This window comes from Chitiniphilus purpureus, assembly GCF_025642115.1.
Lineage (GTDB): Bacteria > Pseudomonadota > Gammaproteobacteria > Burkholderiales > Chitinibacteraceae > Chitiniphilus > Chitiniphilus purpureus.
In genome coordinates this window covers 602508-620788 of the sequence record NZ_CP106753.1, presented here as the reverse complement: position 1 = coordinate 620788, position 18281 = coordinate 602508, and the positions used below count along the sequence as shown (strand labels likewise).

Here is an 18281-nt window from a genome sequence, read left to right as displayed (position 1 = left end):
GTGATATGGCCCGGATGCGTGCAGGAAGGCGATCGGCATCGGGTACGCGACTGCAGGCCGGCCTACAGCCAGCCCTTCTTCTTGAAGAACCAGTACGGGGCGATGCCCGAGGCGATCATCAGCGCCAGCGCGAACGGATAGCCGCCCTGCCACTGCAGTTCGGGCATCAGGTCGAAGTTCATGCCGTACACGCTGGCGATCATCGTCGGCGGCAGGAACACCACGCTGGCGATCGAGAAGATCTTGATGATCTTGTTCTGCGCCAGGTTGATCAGGCCCATCACCGCGTCCATCAGGAAGTTGATCTTCTCGAACAGGAAGCCGGTGTGGTTGTTCAGCGATTCCAGGTCGCGCAGGATCTCGCGCAGGTCGTTTTCCTGCTCGCGATCCAGCACGCGCGAACGCAATAGGAAGGACAGCGCGCGCCGCGTATCCATCAGGTCGAGCCGCACCTTGCCGTTCACGTCCTCCTGCTGGGCGATATGGGCCACCGTCTCGCCCATCTTCTCGTCGTCGATCTCGTCCGAGCGCTTGAGCACGCTCTGGCTCACCTCGTCCAGCGCCGTGTAGATGCCTTCGAGCACGTCGGCGTCGTATTCGACCGAGATGGCGTAGATCGACAGGAGGATGTCCTCGGCAGTATCGACGAAACCGCTTTGCACGCGGGCACGCAGCCGGAACAGCCGGAACACCGCCAGCTCCTCCTGGCGCATGGTCAGGAGCCGCCCGCGATTGAGGTGGAACGCCACGGTGACGTTGTTGGCGCCTTCGTTGTCCTGGTGCAGGAAGTACGAGTTGATGTGCAGCCCCGCCTGGTCCACGTAGCAGCGCGCCGATTCCTCGATGTCCTCCAGATCCTCGTCCTCGGGCAGCTCCACCCGGAACACGCCCTGCACCAGCTCACGCTCGTCGTCGGTGGGATCGACCAGGTCCACCCAGACCACCTGCGGCTGCGCCAGGTCGGCGGCGGTGCTGACCGGGATCTGGCGCAACCGGCCTTCGGCGAGGACAAAAGCAGCGAGCATGGGTCACCTCGGAGCGTCGGATTGCGGGGCCGCGCGATTATAAGGGAAGCGTGATCCATCGCGATGTAACGAATGGCCGCCTGTGTGATGCCGACCGGCCGTGCTACGCTCGCGCCACCTTGCGGCCGCGCCCTGCTGCGCGCCGCCACCGGGGAGGGGCCGCCGCCATGAATACCGCCACCCGCAAGACCCAGGAACACTTCGGACAGACGCTGCAGCAGGTGCAGCGCCTGCTGCAGCGGCACAAGCTGGTCGAGGGCATGGTGCACCGGCAGGACATGCCCCGGCACGAGCTGGTCGAGAAACTGGTGCACCGGCAGCATCTGGCCGAGCTGTCGCTCAAGCTTGACCGGTTGCATCCGGCCGACATCGCCGACCTGCTCGAAGCCTTGCCGCAACCGGACCGGCTCACGATCTGGGAGCTGGTCCGCAACGAGCGCGACGGCGAGATCCTGCTCGAAGTCTCGGACGCGGTGCGCGAATCGCTGCTTTCGGCCATGGACAGCCGCGAGATCATCGCCGCCGCCGGCCGGCTTGAGACGGACGAACTGGCCGATCTGGCCCCGGACCTGCCCGAACACGTGCTGTCCGAGGTGATGCGCGGGCTGGGCGAGGACGAACGCGCCCAACTGCAGAGCGCACTGTCGTACGCCGAGCACGAGGTGGGGGCGATCATGGATTTCGACATGGTCACCATCCGCGAGGACATCACCTTGCAGACGGTGCTGCGCTATCTGCGGCGCTTCGACGACCTGCCGGCCAACACCGACAAGCTGTTCGTGATCGACCGCGACCGCGGCTTCAAAGGCGTGCTGCCGCTCACGAGGCTGCTGCTCAATGCACCGGACAGGCGCGTGGCCGAGGTGATGGCGCGCGATGCGGTCACCTTCGCGCCCGACGGCCGCGCCGACGATGCCGCGCGCGCCTTCGAACGCTACGATCTGGTCTCGGCCCCGGTGCTCGACAGCAACCAGCGGGTGATCGGGCGCTTGACGGTGGACGACATGGTGGACGTGATCCGTGACGACTCCGATGTGCTGTCGCTGGCCGGCCTGAAGGAAGAGGACCTGTTCTCCAGCATCTGGAAATCGGCCCGCAACCGGGGACCCTGGCTGGCGCTGAACATCTGCACCGCCTTTGTCGCCAGCCGGGTGATCGGCGCGTTCGAAACCACCATCGCACAGCTGGTGGCGCTGGCCACCTTGATGCCCATCGTCTCGGGCATCGGCGGCAATTCGGGGACCCAGACCATGACCCTGATCATCCGCGGGCTGGCACTGGGCCAGATCACCGGCGGCAATGCACGCCGGCTGATCGCCAAGGAAATGGGCATCGCCCTGCTCAACGGCATGGTCTGGGGCGCGGCGCTGGGGCTGATTGCGGGGTGGCTGTACCGGCAACCACCGCTGGGCCTCGTGATGATGGGCGCCATGGTGCTGAGCCTGCAGGTGGCCGCGCTGGCAGCCATCCTGGTGCCGCTCTCGATGCAGAAGCTGGGACGCGACCCGGCCTATGGTTCGAGCGTGCTGCTGACGGCAATCACCGACAGCATGGGCTTTTTCATCTTCCTGGGCCTGGCGACGATGTTCCTGATCTGATGCCGCGATGCGACGGGCGATACCCGCGCTAGGCGCGCCCTTCCTCACCGGCGTGCAGGTGCATCACCGCCAGCAGGCCCGGCTCGCCCGGCAGCAGCTGCAACCGGCCGCCATGCGCCTCGGCGATCACCTTGACCAGCGCCAGACCCAGACCGCTGCCCGGCGAATGCCGACTCGACTCCAGCCGGTAGAAGGGATCGGTCACGCGCTCGCGCTGCACGGCCGGAATGCCCGGGCCATGGTCGCGTACCGAGATGGTGGCATCGTCGCCATGCTGCATCACCAGCACACGCACCTCACCTTCGCCGTAGCGCAGCGCATTCTCGATCAGGTTGGCCAGCGCCTGGCCGACCAGCTCGCGATCGACGCTCACGAGGCACGACTCGGCCTCCAGCACCAGCTTGCGCCCATGCTCTTCGGCAAGCGGGGCGTACAGCGAGACCACGTCGGCGGCCAGCGCCGAGAGCATGAGCGGGCGGCGCACCAGCACCTGCGCGCCCGACTCCAGCCGGCCCAGCCGCATCAGCGCGGCGAACACCGCCAGGATATGGTCCACGTCACCGATCAGCGCGTTGACGTGCTCGGCCTGTGACAAACCACGCAGCTCGCCGGCGACGTCCGAGAGTGAGTTGCGCAGGTGCGACAGCGGATGACGCAGGTCGTGCGCGATGGCAAACGACGATTGACGGGCATAGACAATGAGCTTGTCCTGCTTGTCGAGCATGGCATTCAGCTCGACGATCAGCGCGTCGATCTCGTCGCCGCTGTGGCCCATCGGCACGCGGTTGCTGGTGGCATCGGCGCGGATGGTGCGTGCGGTGCTGACAATGGTCCCCAGGCGTCGCCGGATCAGCCGCGTGAAACCCCAGCCGCATGCCAGCGAGGCGACGATCATGGTGCCGGACAGCCACAGGTAGTTGCGCAGCAGGTGCTCGCCCACCTGCTCGTAGATCGCGCGCCGCCCCACCAGCAGGCGCAGATCGCCGTAGAGCAGAAACACCTCGGCCGCCACCGTGCTGCCGTCCAGTGGGTCGGAAAACGTCACCGAACGCTCGTCCGCGGCCGGCACGCCGGCCGGCCAGCCGTCGATGTTGCCGGCAAGCCGCCGGCCGTCAGCAGCGGTCAGCAGGTAGATGGTATGTTCGGCCTCGCCGATCTTGGCACGCCGGTCGATCGACTGGCGCAACGCCTGCAGACCCTCTTCGCGGTAGACCGTCTCCAGGTTGGAGACCTCCTCGCGCAGTGCCACGCGGAACTCATCCAGCAACGCCCCCTGTGCTTCGCGGTAGGTCAGCAGTACGAACGCGCCCATCGCCAGCAGCATGATCAGCGGCAGGATCAGCACAAAGCGGTTGAATGGGCTGGCGGTGGTGTAGAACCGGTTGGCGGGCCAGGGGCTGCCGGGCAGATGCGCCATCAGGACGCTTCGCCCAGCCGGTAGCCCGCGCCGCGCACCGTATGCAGCAGCGGCGGCAGACCGTTGGCGTCCACCTTGCCGCGCAGCTTGCTGATATGCACATCGATCACATTGGTCCCGGGATCGAAGTGGTAGTCCCACACGCCTTCGAGCAGCATGGTGCGGGTCACCACCTGTCCCGCGTGGCGCATCATGTATTCCAGCAACTGGTACTCGCGCGGCTGCAGATCGAGCGCGGTGCCGCCGCGGCGCACCCGGCGCGACAGCCGGTCCAGCTCCAGGTCGGCCACGCGCAGGATCTGCTGCTGCGTACCCGGCTGAGGCGCGGCACGCCGGGTGATGGCATCAAGCCGCGCCAGCAGCTCGGCGGTATGGAAAGGCTTGGTCAGATAGTCGTCGCTGCCGGCGCGCAGGCCTTCGACCCGGTCGTCCGACTCGGCCAGCGCCGACAGCAGCAGCACCGGCGTGGTGATCGAAGAGGCGCGCAGCGTGCGCAGCAGTGTCAGGCCATCCACGCAGGGCAGCATGCGGTCCAGCACGATGGCGTCGTAATGCTCGGTGGTGGCAAGGAACAAGCCTTCCTTGCCGTCACAGGCAAGATCCACCGCATGACCCCCCTCACGCAGCGCCTTGGCCGTGTATTCCGCCTGGGCGGCCTGATCTTCGACCACGAGGATGCGCAAGATGAAATCCCTTCAATACAGTGTTACCGATGGATAAGCATTATTGTTCTTCGCATGCGCTGAAACTTCAATTCGCCAGGCGACAAAGGTCGGCATACCGGCGCTGCCTTGTCGTGGGCTGGGCGGTGCCGCCGTGATGCGCTCCACCCTGCAGGCACCCGCGACGGCGCGGATACGGTCACGCCCGGCCTTGAAGTGGCCATGGCGCACGGTAAAGCCCAATCCACCCCGCGACGGCAACACCCTGCAGCCGGCCTGCAGGTGCAGGCGCCAGACTTCCTCGCGCCCGGTCCAGAGCAGCACCTGATCCGGCGCGGCCGGGCGCCAGCGCAACGCGGAGGGCAGCCTCAGTTGCTGCCTTTCCTGCGGCCGCGCCGATGCGGCGGGCGCAAGCACGGACAGCGTGAGCGTGATCAACAAAGCAGCGGCATTTGGCATGGCGGGCCTTGAGCGAAGAAATGGGACGGCGTGGACACGGCAGGCCGTCCTGCGCATTGCGCAACAACCGCCGCCCATGGGCGGACGGGCCCTGCGGCCCTCGCGCTGCCGTGCCCGCGCAACGATGGCAAGCAGCATGGGCCAGGGCGCGGCCCGGCCACACGGCCTTCTTCCAGGACAGCAAGCATGCCGGGGCCGGAAAGCCGCGCGCGCCAGCCCAAATCGGGCCGGCATGCCTGGCTGGCGCCGACGTTTCCTTGGCGACAGGCGCCCTGCCGGTCATGCCGGCAGCAGCGCCGACGGCACCTGGCATCACGGCGGCGCTGCCTGGATACCCGGCACGTCCGGGAAGCATCCTTGATAGACACGGTGGACGGTTCAGGCAAGGCCTGGCGGCGCGGCCATTCTGATGCCAGCCGGATTGCGCCGGATTCAACAGCGGATTAACAGTTGTTTAGGGAACACGGCACGCAAAAAAAGGCCCCTCCTGGTGGAGGGGCCTCAAGGATTCGGACCTGACGGACCCAGCCCTCGCCGGCCGGATCACGGGTCCTGGAGTCGCGCAGTGCGCCTGGTGGGCCCGCGCACGAGCGGCGCGGGCCGGATCGGTCGGCTGAGCAACCCAAGGCGGGGATACCGCAGCGTCAAGGCTGCGTGCTCAACCATGTCTGATATTCGTTCCAAAGGGTCTGCACCGGCTTGCCGGTCAGCTGCTGGAAGCTCGCCTCGGTCCACTGCACGCCGTCATGGGAATCGAGCGTGGCATTCAGACGATAGGCCAGATCCGGGTACATCTGATCCAGATAGTCGATGAAGAAACCGGTCGTATCATAGCCACCGTACCACACACCGCCGGGACGCCGGTGTTCGGCAATGGTCTTGTAGCCATTACGATAGCGGACAAAGTCGGCAAAACCTTCAATCACCCCACCAAATTCCGGCACATTGGCGGTGTCTTCGTTGTTTTTCTGATACAGGTGGGTGGCTTCGTGCACCAGGATGCCGATGACCTCCTTGACCACGTCCCCGCCGCCATTGGCGTAATTGCGCACGTGCCGGGTGCTCAGCGTGATGGTATCCCCCCCGGCCCAGGCCACGCCGTCCACGTCCTGCACCGACAGGATGATGCGGTTCAGGCGCACCGGCACCTCATGCGGCTGCCGATACAACACCGCGCATACATTGCGCGCCACCTGCTCCATCAGCGGTCCGAGTTCGGCGATCGGCACCTGATCGGTGAAAGGCGTGAAACCCACCGGATCCTGCAGGTCCAGTTGCAAGGCAGGGGCGCAATCGTTGAACAGGCCGGCATTGGGCAACGCGGCCAGACGGGTCTGTCCCGGCACCGGCATGGGGGCCGGGGCAGGTGTCGGGGCATCGAGCGCGGCGATGCGGTAGGAGGACATCCGGTCGTTGAAGTTGCGCGTCACGAGATTGGGCTCGTTCCCGGTCAGCCGCAATACCCGGCCGGCATGGTCCGGGTCGGCATACAGCTGGATCTGATACCCCGGGCTGACCTGCACCGACGAGACCTGCTCGTCCCACCCGGCGGGCGGCCACGCCGCGTTGCCGGCGCCAACGCACAGGCTGGCGCCCTGGTAATCGATATGCTCGAAGAAACACACGGTATTGCCAGGGGTCGGTGTCGGGGTGGGTGTCGGGGTGGGTGTCGGGGTGGGTGTCGGGGTGGGTGTCGGGGTGGGTGTCGGGGTGGGTGTCGGTGTAGGCGTCGGGGTGCCGCAGTTGCCACCCACGTCCCACAGCGAGGGTGTCGAAGGCGGATTCCAATTGGAGCCGGCATACGCGGTATGGGTGACCCGGGCGGTATACGTGCTGGTACCGTAGGTCACGGTATCACCGGCCTGATAGGTATTGCCCTCCGCCCAGGCGCCGCGGCAGGCTGCGTGGCTGATTGCCGCGCTGGCAAGACCAATGGCGGCGAGCAGGGTAAAGCTCAAGCGTTTGCTGGTTGTCATCTTCATTCCTGTGGGGTGATGGCTGGATGGCGAGACACGGCTCGCCTCGGCCGCGCCATATGGGCAATATGACGAACGACGCAAGGCAGCATAGCGACAACAAAGAAAACCACAGTCAAAAACCATGCAGTTGCTGGTCAGCAAATTTAACGAAATCCGGAAAACCTGTTCAGGTTTGCAGGAAGGCGCAGCTGGCACCTCACACCGGTGCTGCGCCAACGTGCTGCAATGCAACGGACCACACCCGATGCCGGTTGCGGTGCCCCAATGCAGGTTTGCGTGCATATGCCATGCGCGGTACCTGAGACATTCATACCTGCTTGCACAGCATGCCGCAGCCGCAGACAATGCCCGGCCCGGTTCGGATTGCGATTCATGACCACGCCCCGTCAACTGCTGGCCCAGAGTGGCCTTGATCGGCTGGATGCGCGCGTGCTGCTGCAGCACGTAGCCGGCGTTTCGCACGCCTGGCTGATCGCGCATGGCGACGATCCGCTCGACGACGCCGTTGTCGCGCGCTTTGCCGCGCTGACGGCGCGGCGGCAGGCAGGCGAACCGGTCGCCTATCTCGTCGGGGTCCGCGAATTCTATGGGCGCGACTTTGCAGTCGATCCCGCGGTGCTGATCCCCCGCCCGGAAACCGAGCAGTTGGTGGCACTGGCCCTCGATCACGCCCGCCCTGGCGCCCTCGTACTGGACCTTGGCACCGGCTCCGGCTGCATTCCCATCACCCTCAAGCTGGAACGCCCCGACCTGGCGGTCACCGCCGTGGACATCAGTGCTGCGGCGCTGCGGGTGGCAGCGCACAACGCCGCACAGCTGGGCGCGTCGATCCGGCTGCTGCAGTCCGATTGGTTCGCGGCACTGGCCGGCGAGCATTTCGCGGTGATCGTCGCCAACCCACCGTATATCAAGGCCGGCGACCCGCACCTTGGCAACGGCGACCTGCGCTTCGAACCCGCCGGCGCGTTGACGGACGGAGCGGACGGCCTGCAGCATCTGCGCACCCTGATTGCACAGGCACCCGCGCATCTGGACGCGCAGGGCATGCTGCTGCTCGAACATGGCCATGACCAGGGCAAGGCCTGCCGCGATATGCTGGCGGCAGTGGGCTTCGTCGCCGTGTGCACCTGGCAGGATCTGGCGGGGCTGGACCGCATCAGTGGCGGTCGCTGGCCGCAATGACCCCCAACGCTCGGTTGTCGCGTCGCAGTCAAGGCGCTACAATTCCCGACTAATTTGATCAACTACTTTTCGAGGCTGTCCGCATGAGCGCACGCAACGTCCAACAGGAAATCCGCGATACCGTCACCCAGAATCCCGTCGTGCTGTTCATGAAGGGCTCGGCATCCTTTCCGATGTGCGGCTTCTCGGCCGCCGCGGTACAGCTGCTCAAGAATTGCAGCGCCCAATTCGTCACCATCAACGTGCTGGAAGACCAGGACATCCGCCAAGGCATCAAGGAATACGCCAACTGGCCGACGATTCCGCAGCTTTACATCCGGGGCGAATTCATCGGCGGCTCGGACATCATGAAGGAGCTGTACGCCACAGGTGAGCTGCAAAAGCAGTTGGACGCCGCCAAGTAGGCACCTGCCCGCCGCGTGCATGACGGCATCTCCGGACAACCCCGCCCAGGCGGGGTTTTTTCATGGCCGGCGCTGCAGCCATGTCCGTTCCGGCAACGGGTAGCGCACCGCGCGCGACGGCAGAGTCGGCCTGTCGGGGAGCGCAAACGGATCGGGCGGCGGGAAGAAGAGCTCGATGATCCCCCAGAGCGCCAATGCGCCGAGCTGACCCACTCCCGCCACCAGCAATACCGCATGCTGTGGCGGCACATGCAGCCACAGCATGACGGCAGTGGCAATGCCGACCATCGCGATCTCCAGCGCCAATACGGTAAAGCACGCGAAGTGCACCAACCGCTTCATCCGTTTCCCCAGGCTCATATCCATGCGCAAATTCGCACCGGACGGTAAGAAAGTATTGCGTAATGAATATACTCTTGGGTAATATCATTTTCAATTCCTTCAGGTAATCACAAAGGAAGCGGGCGCAAGCAAAACAGCCCGCACTGGGCGGGCTGTCCTGAGGGTGGGGAAAGGGCCTGTCAGGCGCGGCGTTGCACCCAGCTGCCAATCACGCAGCCGAGCACGATGGCCTGGGACGGCATCGCCACGATGCGATCAGGAAAATCAGGGTTCAAGGAAACCAGATAGGATCCTTCGGGAGTGATATGCAAACGTTTGAAGACGGTCAGTTCATCAATGCGGACGATGACGTCGTCGCCATGGCGCGCAGTCTGCTCGGGGTCGACGAACAGCAGTTCGCCGTGACGATAATCCGGCGCCATCGCTTCGCCGGTATGGCGTACCGCGAAAGTGCGCGTGCTGCACGGCGCAGGGCACGCCACCCATTCGGTGCTGCTGCGCGGTTTGGACGCGGCGGTCACGGTGCTGAACACCTTAGCCCAGGGCACCAGTGGCACCCAACGCTGCGACAGGCCCCGGTTCACGCCGGCCTGATAAGTGATGCCACGATCACGCGCCTGCTCGCTGAGCACATCCTGATCGAACCATCCATAGGGCAGACCCAGCTCCCGCTCGAACTCGCGGGCCAGCTCCTCGCCCAGATTCTTGCGATCCTCACCACTGTCCTTGAGCAAGCGATACAGGTAGCTCGGCTGGCGTCCAAGGAACGCGGCAAGCCGGGACGGGCGTCCCTTGAATCGCTTGTCGGACTCAACCACTTCGCGCAACCGGTTGCGTCTGGCGTCATAGATGTTCATGGAACCGAATTACACACTAATCGTTACCGATGGGTAAGACTGCCTATAGGTGTAATTTTTGGTTACCGGAGGGCCGTGTTTTGACCTTGCTCGAGTATTTGAAGCAAGCACGCGGCTTGGCGGCGCAGATCGCAGCGCAGATCGGCACTTCGCCGACCTATCTGTGGCATCTGGCAAGCGGTCGGAAAAAGCGGCCGGACGTGGCGCTTTGCATTGCGATAGAACGTGCCACCGGCGGTGCGGTGCGCTGCGAGGAATTGAGGCCAGGAGTCGATTGGCAATACTTGCGCACCAGCCGTCAACAAGATGAAAGCATAAATCAAGACAATGGCGGCTAATTGCACGACGTGACGCAAGCGCACTGCGTCCGTCTCACGGTTACCGGAGCAGGATTCCTTGCCATCTCCATCCTTACCTCTCCGGCTTGGCCGGGCCCCTCGGGGCCCGGTTTTTTTTGCCGGTTGCCCAGCCCCACACGAATGCAGGAACACCGCCAAGCAAAACGGCCCGGTCACAGACCGGGCCGTCCGCCGCCGCACAAAACCGGGTCAGAGCAGCGCAAAAAGCAGACGGTCCGCGATCAGGGCACCGAACACCCACGCCAGGTATTTGATGGAATAGCGGAACAGGTCGCGTGCAATCGCCTCGTCACCGGTACGGTACAGCCTGATGCTGCGCAGGATGAAGCCTGCGTTGAACCAGGTCGCGATCGCCATGTACAGCCAGCCACTCATGCCGATCACGAAAGGCAGCACGCAGACCGCGGCCAGCATGACCGCATACAGCAGGATGGTCTGCCGGGTGAACGCCGCACCATGGGTGACCGGCAGCATCGGCAGTCCGGCCTTTTCGTAGTCGAGCTGGCGATAGAGCGCCAGCGCCCAGAAATGCGGCGGGGTCCAGGTATAGATCAGCAGGAACATCACTGCGGCTTCCGCCGAGATGGTGCCGCTGACCGCGGCCCAGCCAAGTACCGGTGGCATGGCACCGGCAGCGCCGCCGATCACGATGTTCTGCGGTGTGGCGGGCTTGAGCCAGCGCGTGTAGATGACCGCGTAGCCGAAGAAGGTTGCCAACGTCAGCGCACAGGCCAGCCAATTGCCGTAGCGGGCCAGCAACCACAGCCCCGACAGCGTCAGCAGCGCGGCATACAATGCGGCATCGGTGACGGTCACGGTGCCGCGCACCAGCGGCCGGCCCTGCGTGCGCCGCATTTCGGCGTCGCGGTTGCGCTCCACCAGGCAATTGACCGCCGCCGCGCCCATGGCGACCAGGGCGATGCCCAGCAGGCTGGCCAGCACATCCGGCAGCGCCCGCAGGTCGGGCCAGGCCATGGCCGCGCCCACCGCGGCGCAGAACACGATCAGGGCGACGACGCGCGGCTTGCCGAGCGCCCAGAGATCAGCGAGCCGCAGCGAGCTGGCGTAGATCGGCTTGAACATGGAAGTGCTCTCCTTGTCGGGGACGGGCAAGTTGAATGACCAGCAACAGCAACAGCAACGCGGCACCGCCGTTGTGCGCCACCGCCAATGCCAGCGGCAGATGCAGCAACACATTGGCGGCACCCAGCCCAAGCTGGAGCAACAACGCGGCGAGCAGCCAGAGGCCGCTGCGTTCGCCACGGCGCAGCAAAGCGATGCCAAGACCACCAACCGCGGCCAGCACCACCAATGCCCAGAGCCGGTGGATCCAGTGGATCGCGGCAAGATGATCGATATCCAGCGCGACACCGTCCATGGTCAGACCCAGTTCGCGCAGCGGATGGAAACCCACATGCCAATCGGATGGCAGCGCATAGCCGCCGCGGCAATCGGGAAAGCCATCGCAGGCGAGTGCCGCATAGTTGGTGGAGACCCAACCGCCCAGTGCGATCTGCAGCAGCACCACGGCAAGCACGAGCCAGGCTGCGAAACGCAACCCGCGCCCAAGCGGCGGCGCCTTGCTGCGTACCGCATACGCCGCCTGAGCGCCCACCAGCGCCAGCATCGTCATGCCGCCGAGCAGATGCGCGGTCACCACGCCCGGCATCAGCTTGAGTGTCACAGTCCACATGCCAAGCAGGGCCTGGAAGACCACGACGCCGAGCGGCGCGATCACCAACCATAGCGGCACGCCAAGCGCACGCCGCTCGCGCAGCAGCAGAAAACTCTGCCACAGCAGCAACAGGCCCAATGTCCCTGCCACGTAGCGGTGGATCATCTCCTTCCAGCCTTTGGCAGGGTCGACCTCGCCACCGTAGTGCAACTCGGCATGGGCGATCTCATGGTGCTCGTCGGGTGCGACCAGACGCCCGTAGCAGCCCGGCCAGTCGGGGCAGCCGAGACCGGCGTCCTCCAGCCGTACATAGGCACCCAGCATGATGAGCACCAGGGTCCAGCCAACGGTGAACCACAGCAATGGGCGCAACATACGTCGAGTCATCCCAGCCCCCGGTTGTTCTTCAGGAATTTGCCGATCTCACTCATGGTGCGCCGACGCCCTTCCACATCATCCAGCTGCTGCGGGGTGTATTGCGTCACCGCATTGCCGTTGGGGTCGACCAGATACAGACCCGGGCCGGGCAACGCCAGCCGGGGGGCGCTGACGATGTGCTCCTGCAACGCGGGGCCGGCGCATGCCTGCGAGCTGCCGAAGTGCAGCCGATCCGCTTCGCGGCCCTGGCCGACCGCGAACTGGCGCGCGGCAAAGGCCAGCTTTTCGCGCAGCGGCGTACAGCCGGCCGGATCGTGCGCCACCAATCGCCATTGCGGCGCCGCTGCGAACGCCTCGGGCATGACGATCAACTTGCCGAAACTGTCGCCCCCCTCCGGGCGCCACCACTGGTAGGCGGCCTGGGCCGCCAGCAACGGCACCAGCGCGATGCCCAACAGCAGCAGAAAGGTCTTGCGCCCATGCAGGCGGCGCGGATCAGGCGCGGTCATCACGAACTCCGGAAGCGCGGGTGGTACGGTAGAAACGCAGGCAAAGCAGCACGCCGATCAGGCTCATGCCCCACCACGTGGCGGCATAGGCCAGATGACGCTCCATGGGCACGCCGGGGATGCCGGTCTGGCGCACGAAAGGCGGTTGGGCGCCGACGGCACGGGCGTAGGCGACGGGTACGGCGCCTCGCCAGGCGGCGTAGCGCGCCGCATCGATGTTCTGAAACAGGTCACCCTGCGGCGGCGTGGCGCGCAGCTCGAAAAAGCGTGGCCACGGGACAAGCTCGACTGCCTGGGATGCAGGCACGGGAATGGGTTGGCCGGCCGGCAGCCACCCACGATTGACCAGCACCACTTCACCATCGGTCAAACGAAACGGCGTGACGATCTCGACACCAACCCGGGACTGCGCCATGCGCTGGTCGAGCCGCAGCTGTCCGTCCAACAGCCATTTGCCCTGCAGGCGGACCTTGCGGTAGTGCTCGGGGGCATGCCCACCATGCCAGACGAGGGGCGTCTGTGCCGCGGCGCGTGCATAGGTCTCCGCCAGTGCCTGCTTGCCCAGCGCCCGCGAAAACTGCCAGGCACCAAGCGCAACGGTGAGCAGCACCAACGCGCCCAGACCGACCAAAGCCAGCCGCTGCCGGCGCTGACCGTGGGTTATGCTACGGTCTCGTGACATAGGAGCCGACATGAAAATCGTTGCTGTCATCTTGCTGGTCGTGATTCTTGCCGTGCTCGGACGCGCCATGCTGCAGCTGGTGCGGGGACCTTCGGGATCGGTTCAGCTCGTGCGCTCTCTGACGTGGCGCATTGCGTTGTCCATCCTGCTGTTCCTGATGCTGCTCGTTGCAATCTGGCAAGGCTGGATTACGCCACATGGGGTATGACCGGGACAGCCGCCGGGCGGAACCGTCCGGCGGCATCGATCAGATGCAATAGACGAAGACGAACAGGATCAGCCATACCACGTCCACGAAGTGCCAATACCAGGCGGCGGCTTCGAAGGCGAAATGGTTGTGCTGGTCGAAATGCCCGCGCAGCACGCGCACCAGCATGGTGGCAAGCATGATGGCGCCCACTAGCACGTGCATGCCGTGGAAGCCGGTGAGCATGTAGAACGTGGAACCGTAGGCGCCCGACGAAAGCTTCAGGCCCATCTCGGTCCAGGCATGGTGATACTCGTATGCCTGGAACCCGAGGAAGATCGCCCCGAGCAACACGGTCAGCGCTAACCCCAGCGTGAGCTGGCCGCGCTTGTTCTCGATCAGCCCCCAGTGCGCCCAGGTCAGGGTGGCACCGGAGGTGAGCAACAGCGCGGTGTTGATCGCCGGGATGCCCCAGGCACCCATCGCCTGGTAGCTTTCCACCTTCGGACCCGAGGAGACCGGCCAGTTCTCGGCGAAGGCCGGCCAGAGCAGCGAGTGCGTCTCGCTATGCAGCCCCAGGCCGAACCCGAGTTCCGGCACCGAGATCACGCGCATATAGAACAGCGCACCGAAGAACGCGCTGAAGAACATGATCTCGGAGAAGATGAACCAGCTCATCCCCCAACGGAACGAGTAGTCCACCTGCTTGCCGTAGCTGCCGTGGACCGACTCCTGGATCACATCGCCGAACCAGCCGATCATCATCCACAGCAGGATGGCAAAGCCGGCGAAGACCACCCACTGCCCGCCGGGCACCTTGTTCATCCACAATGCCGCGCCCAAGCCCAGACAGAACAGCGCAATCGAGCCTACCAGCGGCCACTTCGACGGGGCAGGCACGAAATAGTGTGGATCGTGGACGCCGTTTTCGACATTCATTGCTTATCCCCTATGGCTGGCTGCTGACCAGCAGCCGAACGAGCAGAAAAATGCCCAGCGCAAACAGCAGCGCCAGGACGAGGCCGGTCACAATGACCTGCCCGGGTTTGAGAGTGGCGCGTTCGCTCTCGCGCCGGCTGCGTATGCCGATGAAACCGGAGAGCACCGCCTTCACGGTGGAGAACAGGCTCATCCGTTGCCCTCCAACGGAAAAAGGGTGTACGACAGGGTGACGGCCCCAAGCTCAGGCGGCATGGCATCGTCCACCAGCAACACCACCGTCACTTCGCGCGCCTCGCGCGGCGCCAGCGTCAGCGCGTCGAAGCAAAAGCATTCCATCTTCTGCAGGAAACGTCCTGCTCGCTGCGGTGCATAGCTTGGCACGGCCCGCAGACCAAGCGGTTCATCCGACAGGTTCTCCAGGCGGAAGCGTGCCTTGATCAACCCGCCCGCGCGCCCGGCCACCACCGGCTGCAGCGCCACGATGCGCGCCGGCAGGCCGGCGCTGACATTGGTATCGAACTCGACCCGCATCGCGGCGGCATGCACATCGGCGAGCTCCGGGCGCGCCCGGTCGATGCCGAGCGCCTCGCAGAACACGTTGTAGAACGGCACCATCCCGTAGGCGAAACCGACCATGCCAACGGCGACCACCGCAAGCTTCACCCCCAGTCGCCGATTGGCGCGCTGTTGCGCCTGCGGGCCCAATACCGCGGTATTCACGTCAGCCCGCCCCGAGCAGCCACTGCTTGATTACGATGCCAAGGAAAAATGCAGCGGCGATACTGGCCAGCACCAGGCCGGTGCGCAGGTTGCTCGGGCGCTTGGTATTGCTCATCGTTCCGTTCACTCCAGCGACTGGGCCACGAGCCCCTTCTTGACGAGACGCTCGTCCGGCGGCGACTCCCAGGTGTGATGCGGCGCGGGGGACGGCACTTCCCATTCCAGCGTGTGTGCCTCCCACGGATTGGCCGGGGCGGGACCGACGCCACCACGGATGGTCTTGATCACGTTATAGAGGAACAGGAGCTGCCCGATACCGAAGCAGAACGCGCCCACCGAAGCCATGGCGTTGAAGTCGGTGAACTGCAGCGGATAGTCCGGGATGCGGCGCGGCATGCCGGCAAGACCGAGGAAGTGCATCGGGAAGAAGGTGACGTTGAACCAGATCATCGACCACCAGAAATGCAGCTTGCCCATCTTCTCGTCGTACATGTAGCCGGTCCACTTGGGCAGCCAGTAGTAGACCGCGCCGAACAGGCTGAACAGTGCCCCCGCGACGAGCACGTAGTGGAAATGCGCCACCACGTAGTAGGTATCGTGCATCTGGGTATCCACCGGCGCGATCGACAGCACGAGGCCGGAGAAGCCGCCGACGGTGAACAGACAGATGAAACCGACCGCGAACAGCATCGGCGTCTCGAAGCTCATGGCGCCTTGCCACATCGTGGCGATCCAGTTGAACACCTTCACCCCGGTCGGCACCGCAATCAGCATGGTCATGAACATGAAGAACAGCTGGGCGGTGGCCGGCATGCCAACCGAGAACATGTGATGCGCCCACACCATGAACGACAGGATGGCGATCGAGGCCGTGGCATAGACCATCGAGTGGTAGCCGAACAGCGGCTTGCGCGAGAAGGTCGGAATGATCTGGCTGACCACACCGAACGCCGGCAACGCCATGATGTAGACCTCGGGGTGGCCGAAGAACCAGAAGATGTGCTGGAACAGCACCGGGTCACCACCGCCCACCGCCTTGAAGAAGTGGGTGCCGAAATGGCGGTCGGTCAGCAGCATGGTCACGGCACCGGCCAGCACGGGCGCCACGGCCACCAGCAGGTAGTTGGTGATCAGCGCGGTCCAGGCGAACATCGGCATCTTCATCAACGTCATGCCCGGGGCACGCATGTTGAGGATGGTGGTGATGATGTTGATCGAACCCATGATCGACGAGATGCCGAGCAGGTGGACCGAGAAGATCGCCAGATCCATCCCCATCCCGAACTGCAGCGACAGCGGCGGATACAGCGTCCAGCCACCTGCCGCGGCACCGCCGGGCACGAACAGCGAGATGATCAGCAGCAGTGCGGCCGGAGGCAACAGCCAGAAGCTCCAGTTGTTCATCCGGGCGAACGCCATGTCCGGCGCGCCCAGCATCAGCGGCAGCATCCAGTTCGCGAGACCCGTGAACGCCGGCATGATGGCGCCGAACACCATGATGATGCCGTGCAGCGTGGTGAGCTGGTTGAAGAACTCGGGCTGCCAGAACTGCATCCCCGGGGTGAACAGCTCGGCGCGGATGCCCAGCGCCATCACCCCGCCAGTGATGAACATGGCGAACGAGAACCACAGGTACAGCGTGCCGATGTCCTTGTGGTTGGTCGCATAAACCCAGCGACGCCAGCCGGTCAGCGCATGATGGCCATGGTCATCATGTCCGTGATGGCCAGCCTCGCCGTGTTTGGCCAGATCTAGAGTATCGGTAGCAGCAGTCATGTTGCGTATCCTTACTTGCGGGCGGCCTTGACGTCCTTCGGTTGCACGAAGTCGCCGACCTTGTTGCCCAGTGCATTGCGTTCGTAGGTCACCACGGCGGCGATCTCGGTATCGGACAGACCCTGCCATGCCGGCATGGCGCCCTTGCCGTTCAACACGATGCCGATGTGCGCTGCGACGGGCCCCGTGGTGATCTTGGAGCCGGTCAATGCCGGGAACGGCCCGCCGCCCGCGCCATCCGCCTTGTGGCAGGCCGCGCAATTGGCGTCGTATACCGTCTTGCCGCGTGCAATCAGCTCGTCGCGCGTCCAGACCTTGTTCGGATCATCCGCGGCGGCCTTAGCTTCCTTCTGCTTCTTGTCCACCCAGGCCTTGAAATCGTCCTTGGAGACCACGCTGACCACGATGGGCATGAAGCCGTGGTCACGTCCGCACAGCTCGACGCATTGACCACGGAAGGTGCCGATCCTGTCCGCCTTGAACCAGGTGTCACGGATGAAGCCCGGGATCGCATCCTGCTTCACCCCGAAGGCCGGCACGCCCCACGAGTGGATCACATCGTTGGCCGTGGTCAGGATGCGCACCTTGGTGCCGACCGGGACGATCATCGGCTCGGTCACCTCGAGCAGGTAGTGCTCGCTTTTGGCCTGGCCATCGCTCTTGTAGTTGTCGATCTGCTCACGCGGCGTCGCCAGCTTGCTCTTGAAGCCGAAACCGTGATCCAGGTAGTCATAGCCCCAGAACCACTGGTAGCCGGTCGCCTTGATGGTGAGCTCGGCATCGCCCGTGTTCTTCTGGGCCAGCACCACCTTGGCGGCAGGCCAGGCCATCACCACCAGGATCAACGCCGGGATCAGCGTCCAGAGCACTTCCACGGTGGTGTTCTCGTGGAAGTGGCGAGCCTTGTGTCCTGACGATTTTCGGTGCTTGAAGATCGAGTAGAACATCACTCCAAACACCGCCACGAAGATCACGGCGATCACAGCCATGATCCAGGCGTGAAGTTCGTTGATGTCGTGAGCGATCAGGGTTTGCGGGGTCTGGAAGTTGTACCTTCCGTCTATGGCGTAACTACAGGCAGGCAAAAACGCTGCGAGTGCGCAGGCGCGCAAGAACCGCATCTGTAAC

At 64.6% G+C, this 18281-nt stretch carries 22 protein-coding genes; 5 read left to right on the top strand and 17 right to left on the bottom strand.

Annotation, left to right across the window (positions count from 1 at the left end; all coding sequences use genetic code 11):
• Positions 1 to 62 precede the first annotated feature (62 nt).
• Entirely contained in the window at positions 63 to 1025 is a 963-nt protein-coding gene (corA, locus tag N8I74_RS02805; protein ID WP_263125402.1) for a magnesium/cobalt transporter CorA, read from the bottom strand.
• Positions 1026 to 1192: 167 nt separating this feature from the next.
• Between corA and mgtE the strand changes: the two genes are divergently transcribed.
• Entirely contained in the window at positions 1193 to 2623 is a 1431-nt protein-coding gene (gene mgtE / locus N8I74_RS02800; RefSeq protein WP_263125401.1) for a magnesium transporter, read from the top strand.
• A 28-nt stretch (positions 2624 to 2651) separates the two neighbouring features.
• Here the strand turns inward: mgtE and N8I74_RS02795 are convergent, their stop codons facing one another.
• The 4 genes from N8I74_RS02795 to N8I74_RS02780 all read right to left on the bottom strand — a co-directional run bounded on the left by N8I74_RS02795 (position 2652) and on the right by N8I74_RS02780 (position 7137).
• Positions 2652 to 4040: a sensor histidine kinase gene (locus N8I74_RS02795; protein ID WP_263125400.1), complete on the bottom strand. Its 1389-nt coding sequence runs from the start codon at positions 4038 to 4040 to the stop codon at positions 2652 to 2654.
• The gene (locus tag N8I74_RS02790) at positions 4040 to 4723 is read right to left on the bottom strand and encodes a response regulator transcription factor (protein ID WP_263125399.1); all 684 of its coding nucleotides are present in this window, start codon (positions 4721 to 4723) and stop codon (positions 4040 to 4042) included. Before N8I74_RS02790 ends, N8I74_RS02795 begins: the two co-directional genes overlap by 1 nt.
• A gap of 12 nt (positions 4724 to 4735) precedes the next feature.
• Positions 4736 to 5161: a DUF6491 family protein gene (locus N8I74_RS02785; RefSeq protein ID WP_263125398.1), complete on the bottom strand. Its 426-nt coding sequence runs from the start codon at positions 5159 to 5161 to the stop codon at positions 4736 to 4738.
• Positions 5162 to 5805: 644 nt separating this feature from the next.
• A complete protein-coding gene (locus tag N8I74_RS02780) occupies positions 5806 to 7137 on the bottom strand; it encodes a basic secretory protein-like protein (RefSeq protein ID WP_263125397.1) in 1332 nt (443 codons plus the stop codon).
• A 375-nt stretch (positions 7138 to 7512) separates the two neighbouring features.
• On the opposite strand from N8I74_RS02780, the gene prmC reads away from it, so the two are divergent.
• Positions 7513 to 8322 (top strand): peptide chain release factor N(5)-glutamine methyltransferase, encoded by an 810-nt coding sequence (gene prmC, locus N8I74_RS02775; protein ID WP_263125396.1) that lies wholly within the window; start codon positions 7513 to 7515, stop codon positions 8320 to 8322.
• A gap of 83 nt (positions 8323 to 8405) precedes the next feature.
• Positions 8406 to 8726 carry a Grx4 family monothiol glutaredoxin gene (gene grxD, locus N8I74_RS02770; RefSeq protein WP_263125395.1) on the top strand — a complete coding sequence of 107 codons (321 nt, stop codon included), beginning with the start codon at positions 8406 to 8408 and terminating at the stop codon, positions 8724 to 8726.
• Between the two features lie 60 nt (positions 8727 to 8786).
• Here the strand turns inward: grxD and N8I74_RS02765 are convergent, their stop codons facing one another.
• The gene (locus tag N8I74_RS02765) at positions 8787 to 9068 is read right to left on the bottom strand and encodes a hypothetical protein (RefSeq protein WP_263125394.1); all 282 of its coding nucleotides are present in this window, start codon (positions 9066 to 9068) and stop codon (positions 8787 to 8789) included.
• A 179-nt stretch (positions 9069 to 9247) separates the two neighbouring features.
• Positions 9248 to 9925 (bottom strand): S24 family peptidase, encoded by a 678-nt coding sequence (locus N8I74_RS02760; protein ID WP_263125393.1) that lies wholly within the window; start codon positions 9923 to 9925, stop codon positions 9248 to 9250.
• Positions 9926 to 10005: 80 nt separating this feature from the next.
• On the opposite strand from N8I74_RS02760, the gene N8I74_RS02755 reads away from it, so the two are divergent.
• Positions 10006 to 10263, top strand: a complete 258-nt coding sequence (locus N8I74_RS02755) for a transcriptional regulator (RefSeq protein ID WP_308445872.1) — start codon at positions 10006 to 10008, stop codon at positions 10261 to 10263.
• A 210-nt stretch (positions 10264 to 10473) separates the two neighbouring features.
• Here the strand turns inward: N8I74_RS02755 and cyoE are convergent, their stop codons facing one another.
• From cyoE to N8I74_RS02735, 4 genes are read right to left on the bottom strand one after another with little or no spacing between them, the layout of a single operon-like run.
• Positions 10474 to 11367, bottom strand: coding sequence for a heme o synthase (gene cyoE, locus N8I74_RS02750; protein ID WP_263125391.1), 894 nt, complete (start codon positions 11365 to 11367; stop codon positions 10474 to 10476).
• Positions 11327 to 12346 carry a COX15/CtaA family protein gene (locus N8I74_RS02745; RefSeq protein ID WP_263125390.1) on the bottom strand — a complete coding sequence of 340 codons (1020 nt, stop codon included), beginning with the start codon at positions 12344 to 12346 and terminating at the stop codon, positions 11327 to 11329. The genes cyoE and N8I74_RS02745 overlap by 41 nt, the downstream gene beginning before the upstream one ends.
• Entirely contained in the window at positions 12343 to 12846 is a 504-nt protein-coding gene (locus N8I74_RS02740; protein WP_263125389.1) for a hypothetical protein, read from the bottom strand. The genes N8I74_RS02745 and N8I74_RS02740 overlap by 4 nt, the downstream gene beginning before the upstream one ends.
• Complete coding sequence (locus N8I74_RS02735; RefSeq protein WP_263125388.1) at positions 12833 to 13528, bottom strand: SURF1 family protein; 696 nt, start codon at positions 13526 to 13528, stop codon at positions 12833 to 12835. Before N8I74_RS02735 ends, N8I74_RS02740 begins: the two co-directional genes overlap by 14 nt.
• A 10-nt stretch (positions 13529 to 13538) precedes the next feature.
• Between N8I74_RS02735 and N8I74_RS02730 the strand changes: the two genes are divergently transcribed.
• On the top strand, positions 13539 to 13736 hold the full coding sequence (locus N8I74_RS02730; protein WP_263125387.1) for a twin transmembrane helix small protein: 198 nt from the start codon (positions 13539 to 13541) through the stop codon (positions 13734 to 13736).
• A 39-nt stretch (positions 13737 to 13775) separates the two neighbouring features.
• On the opposite strand, the gene N8I74_RS02725 is transcribed toward N8I74_RS02730, so the two are convergent.
• Genes N8I74_RS02725 through coxB form a run of 6 tightly spaced genes read right to left on the bottom strand, consistent with a single transcriptional unit; the run spans position 13776 to position 18274 of the window.
• Entirely contained in the window at positions 13776 to 14654 is an 879-nt protein-coding gene (locus N8I74_RS02725; protein WP_263125386.1) for a cytochrome c oxidase subunit 3, read from the bottom strand.
• Between the two features lie 10 nt (positions 14655 to 14664).
• Entirely contained in the window at positions 14665 to 14847 is a 183-nt protein-coding gene (locus N8I74_RS02720) for a DUF2970 domain-containing protein (protein ID WP_263125385.1), read from the bottom strand.
• Complete coding sequence (locus N8I74_RS02715) at positions 14844 to 15377, bottom strand: cytochrome c oxidase assembly protein (protein WP_263125384.1); 534 nt, start codon at positions 15375 to 15377, stop codon at positions 14844 to 14846. Before N8I74_RS02715 ends, N8I74_RS02720 begins: the two co-directional genes overlap by 4 nt.
• A 1-nt stretch (position 15378) precedes the next feature.
• The gene (locus N8I74_RS02710; protein ID WP_263125383.1) at positions 15379 to 15492 is read right to left on the bottom strand and encodes a cytochrome oxidase small assembly protein; all 114 of its coding nucleotides are present in this window, start codon (positions 15490 to 15492) and stop codon (positions 15379 to 15381) included.
• Positions 15493 to 15500: 8 nt separating this feature from the next.
• Positions 15501 to 17153, bottom strand: coding sequence for a cytochrome c oxidase subunit I (ctaD, locus tag N8I74_RS02705; protein ID WP_263125382.1), 1653 nt, complete (start codon positions 17151 to 17153; stop codon positions 15501 to 15503).
• Between the two features lie 11 nt (positions 17154 to 17164).
• The gene (gene coxB / locus N8I74_RS02700) at positions 17165 to 18274 is read right to left on the bottom strand and encodes a cytochrome c oxidase subunit II (RefSeq protein ID WP_263125381.1); all 1110 of its coding nucleotides are present in this window, start codon (positions 18272 to 18274) and stop codon (positions 17165 to 17167) included.
• Positions 18275 to 18281: the final 7 nt, after the last annotated feature.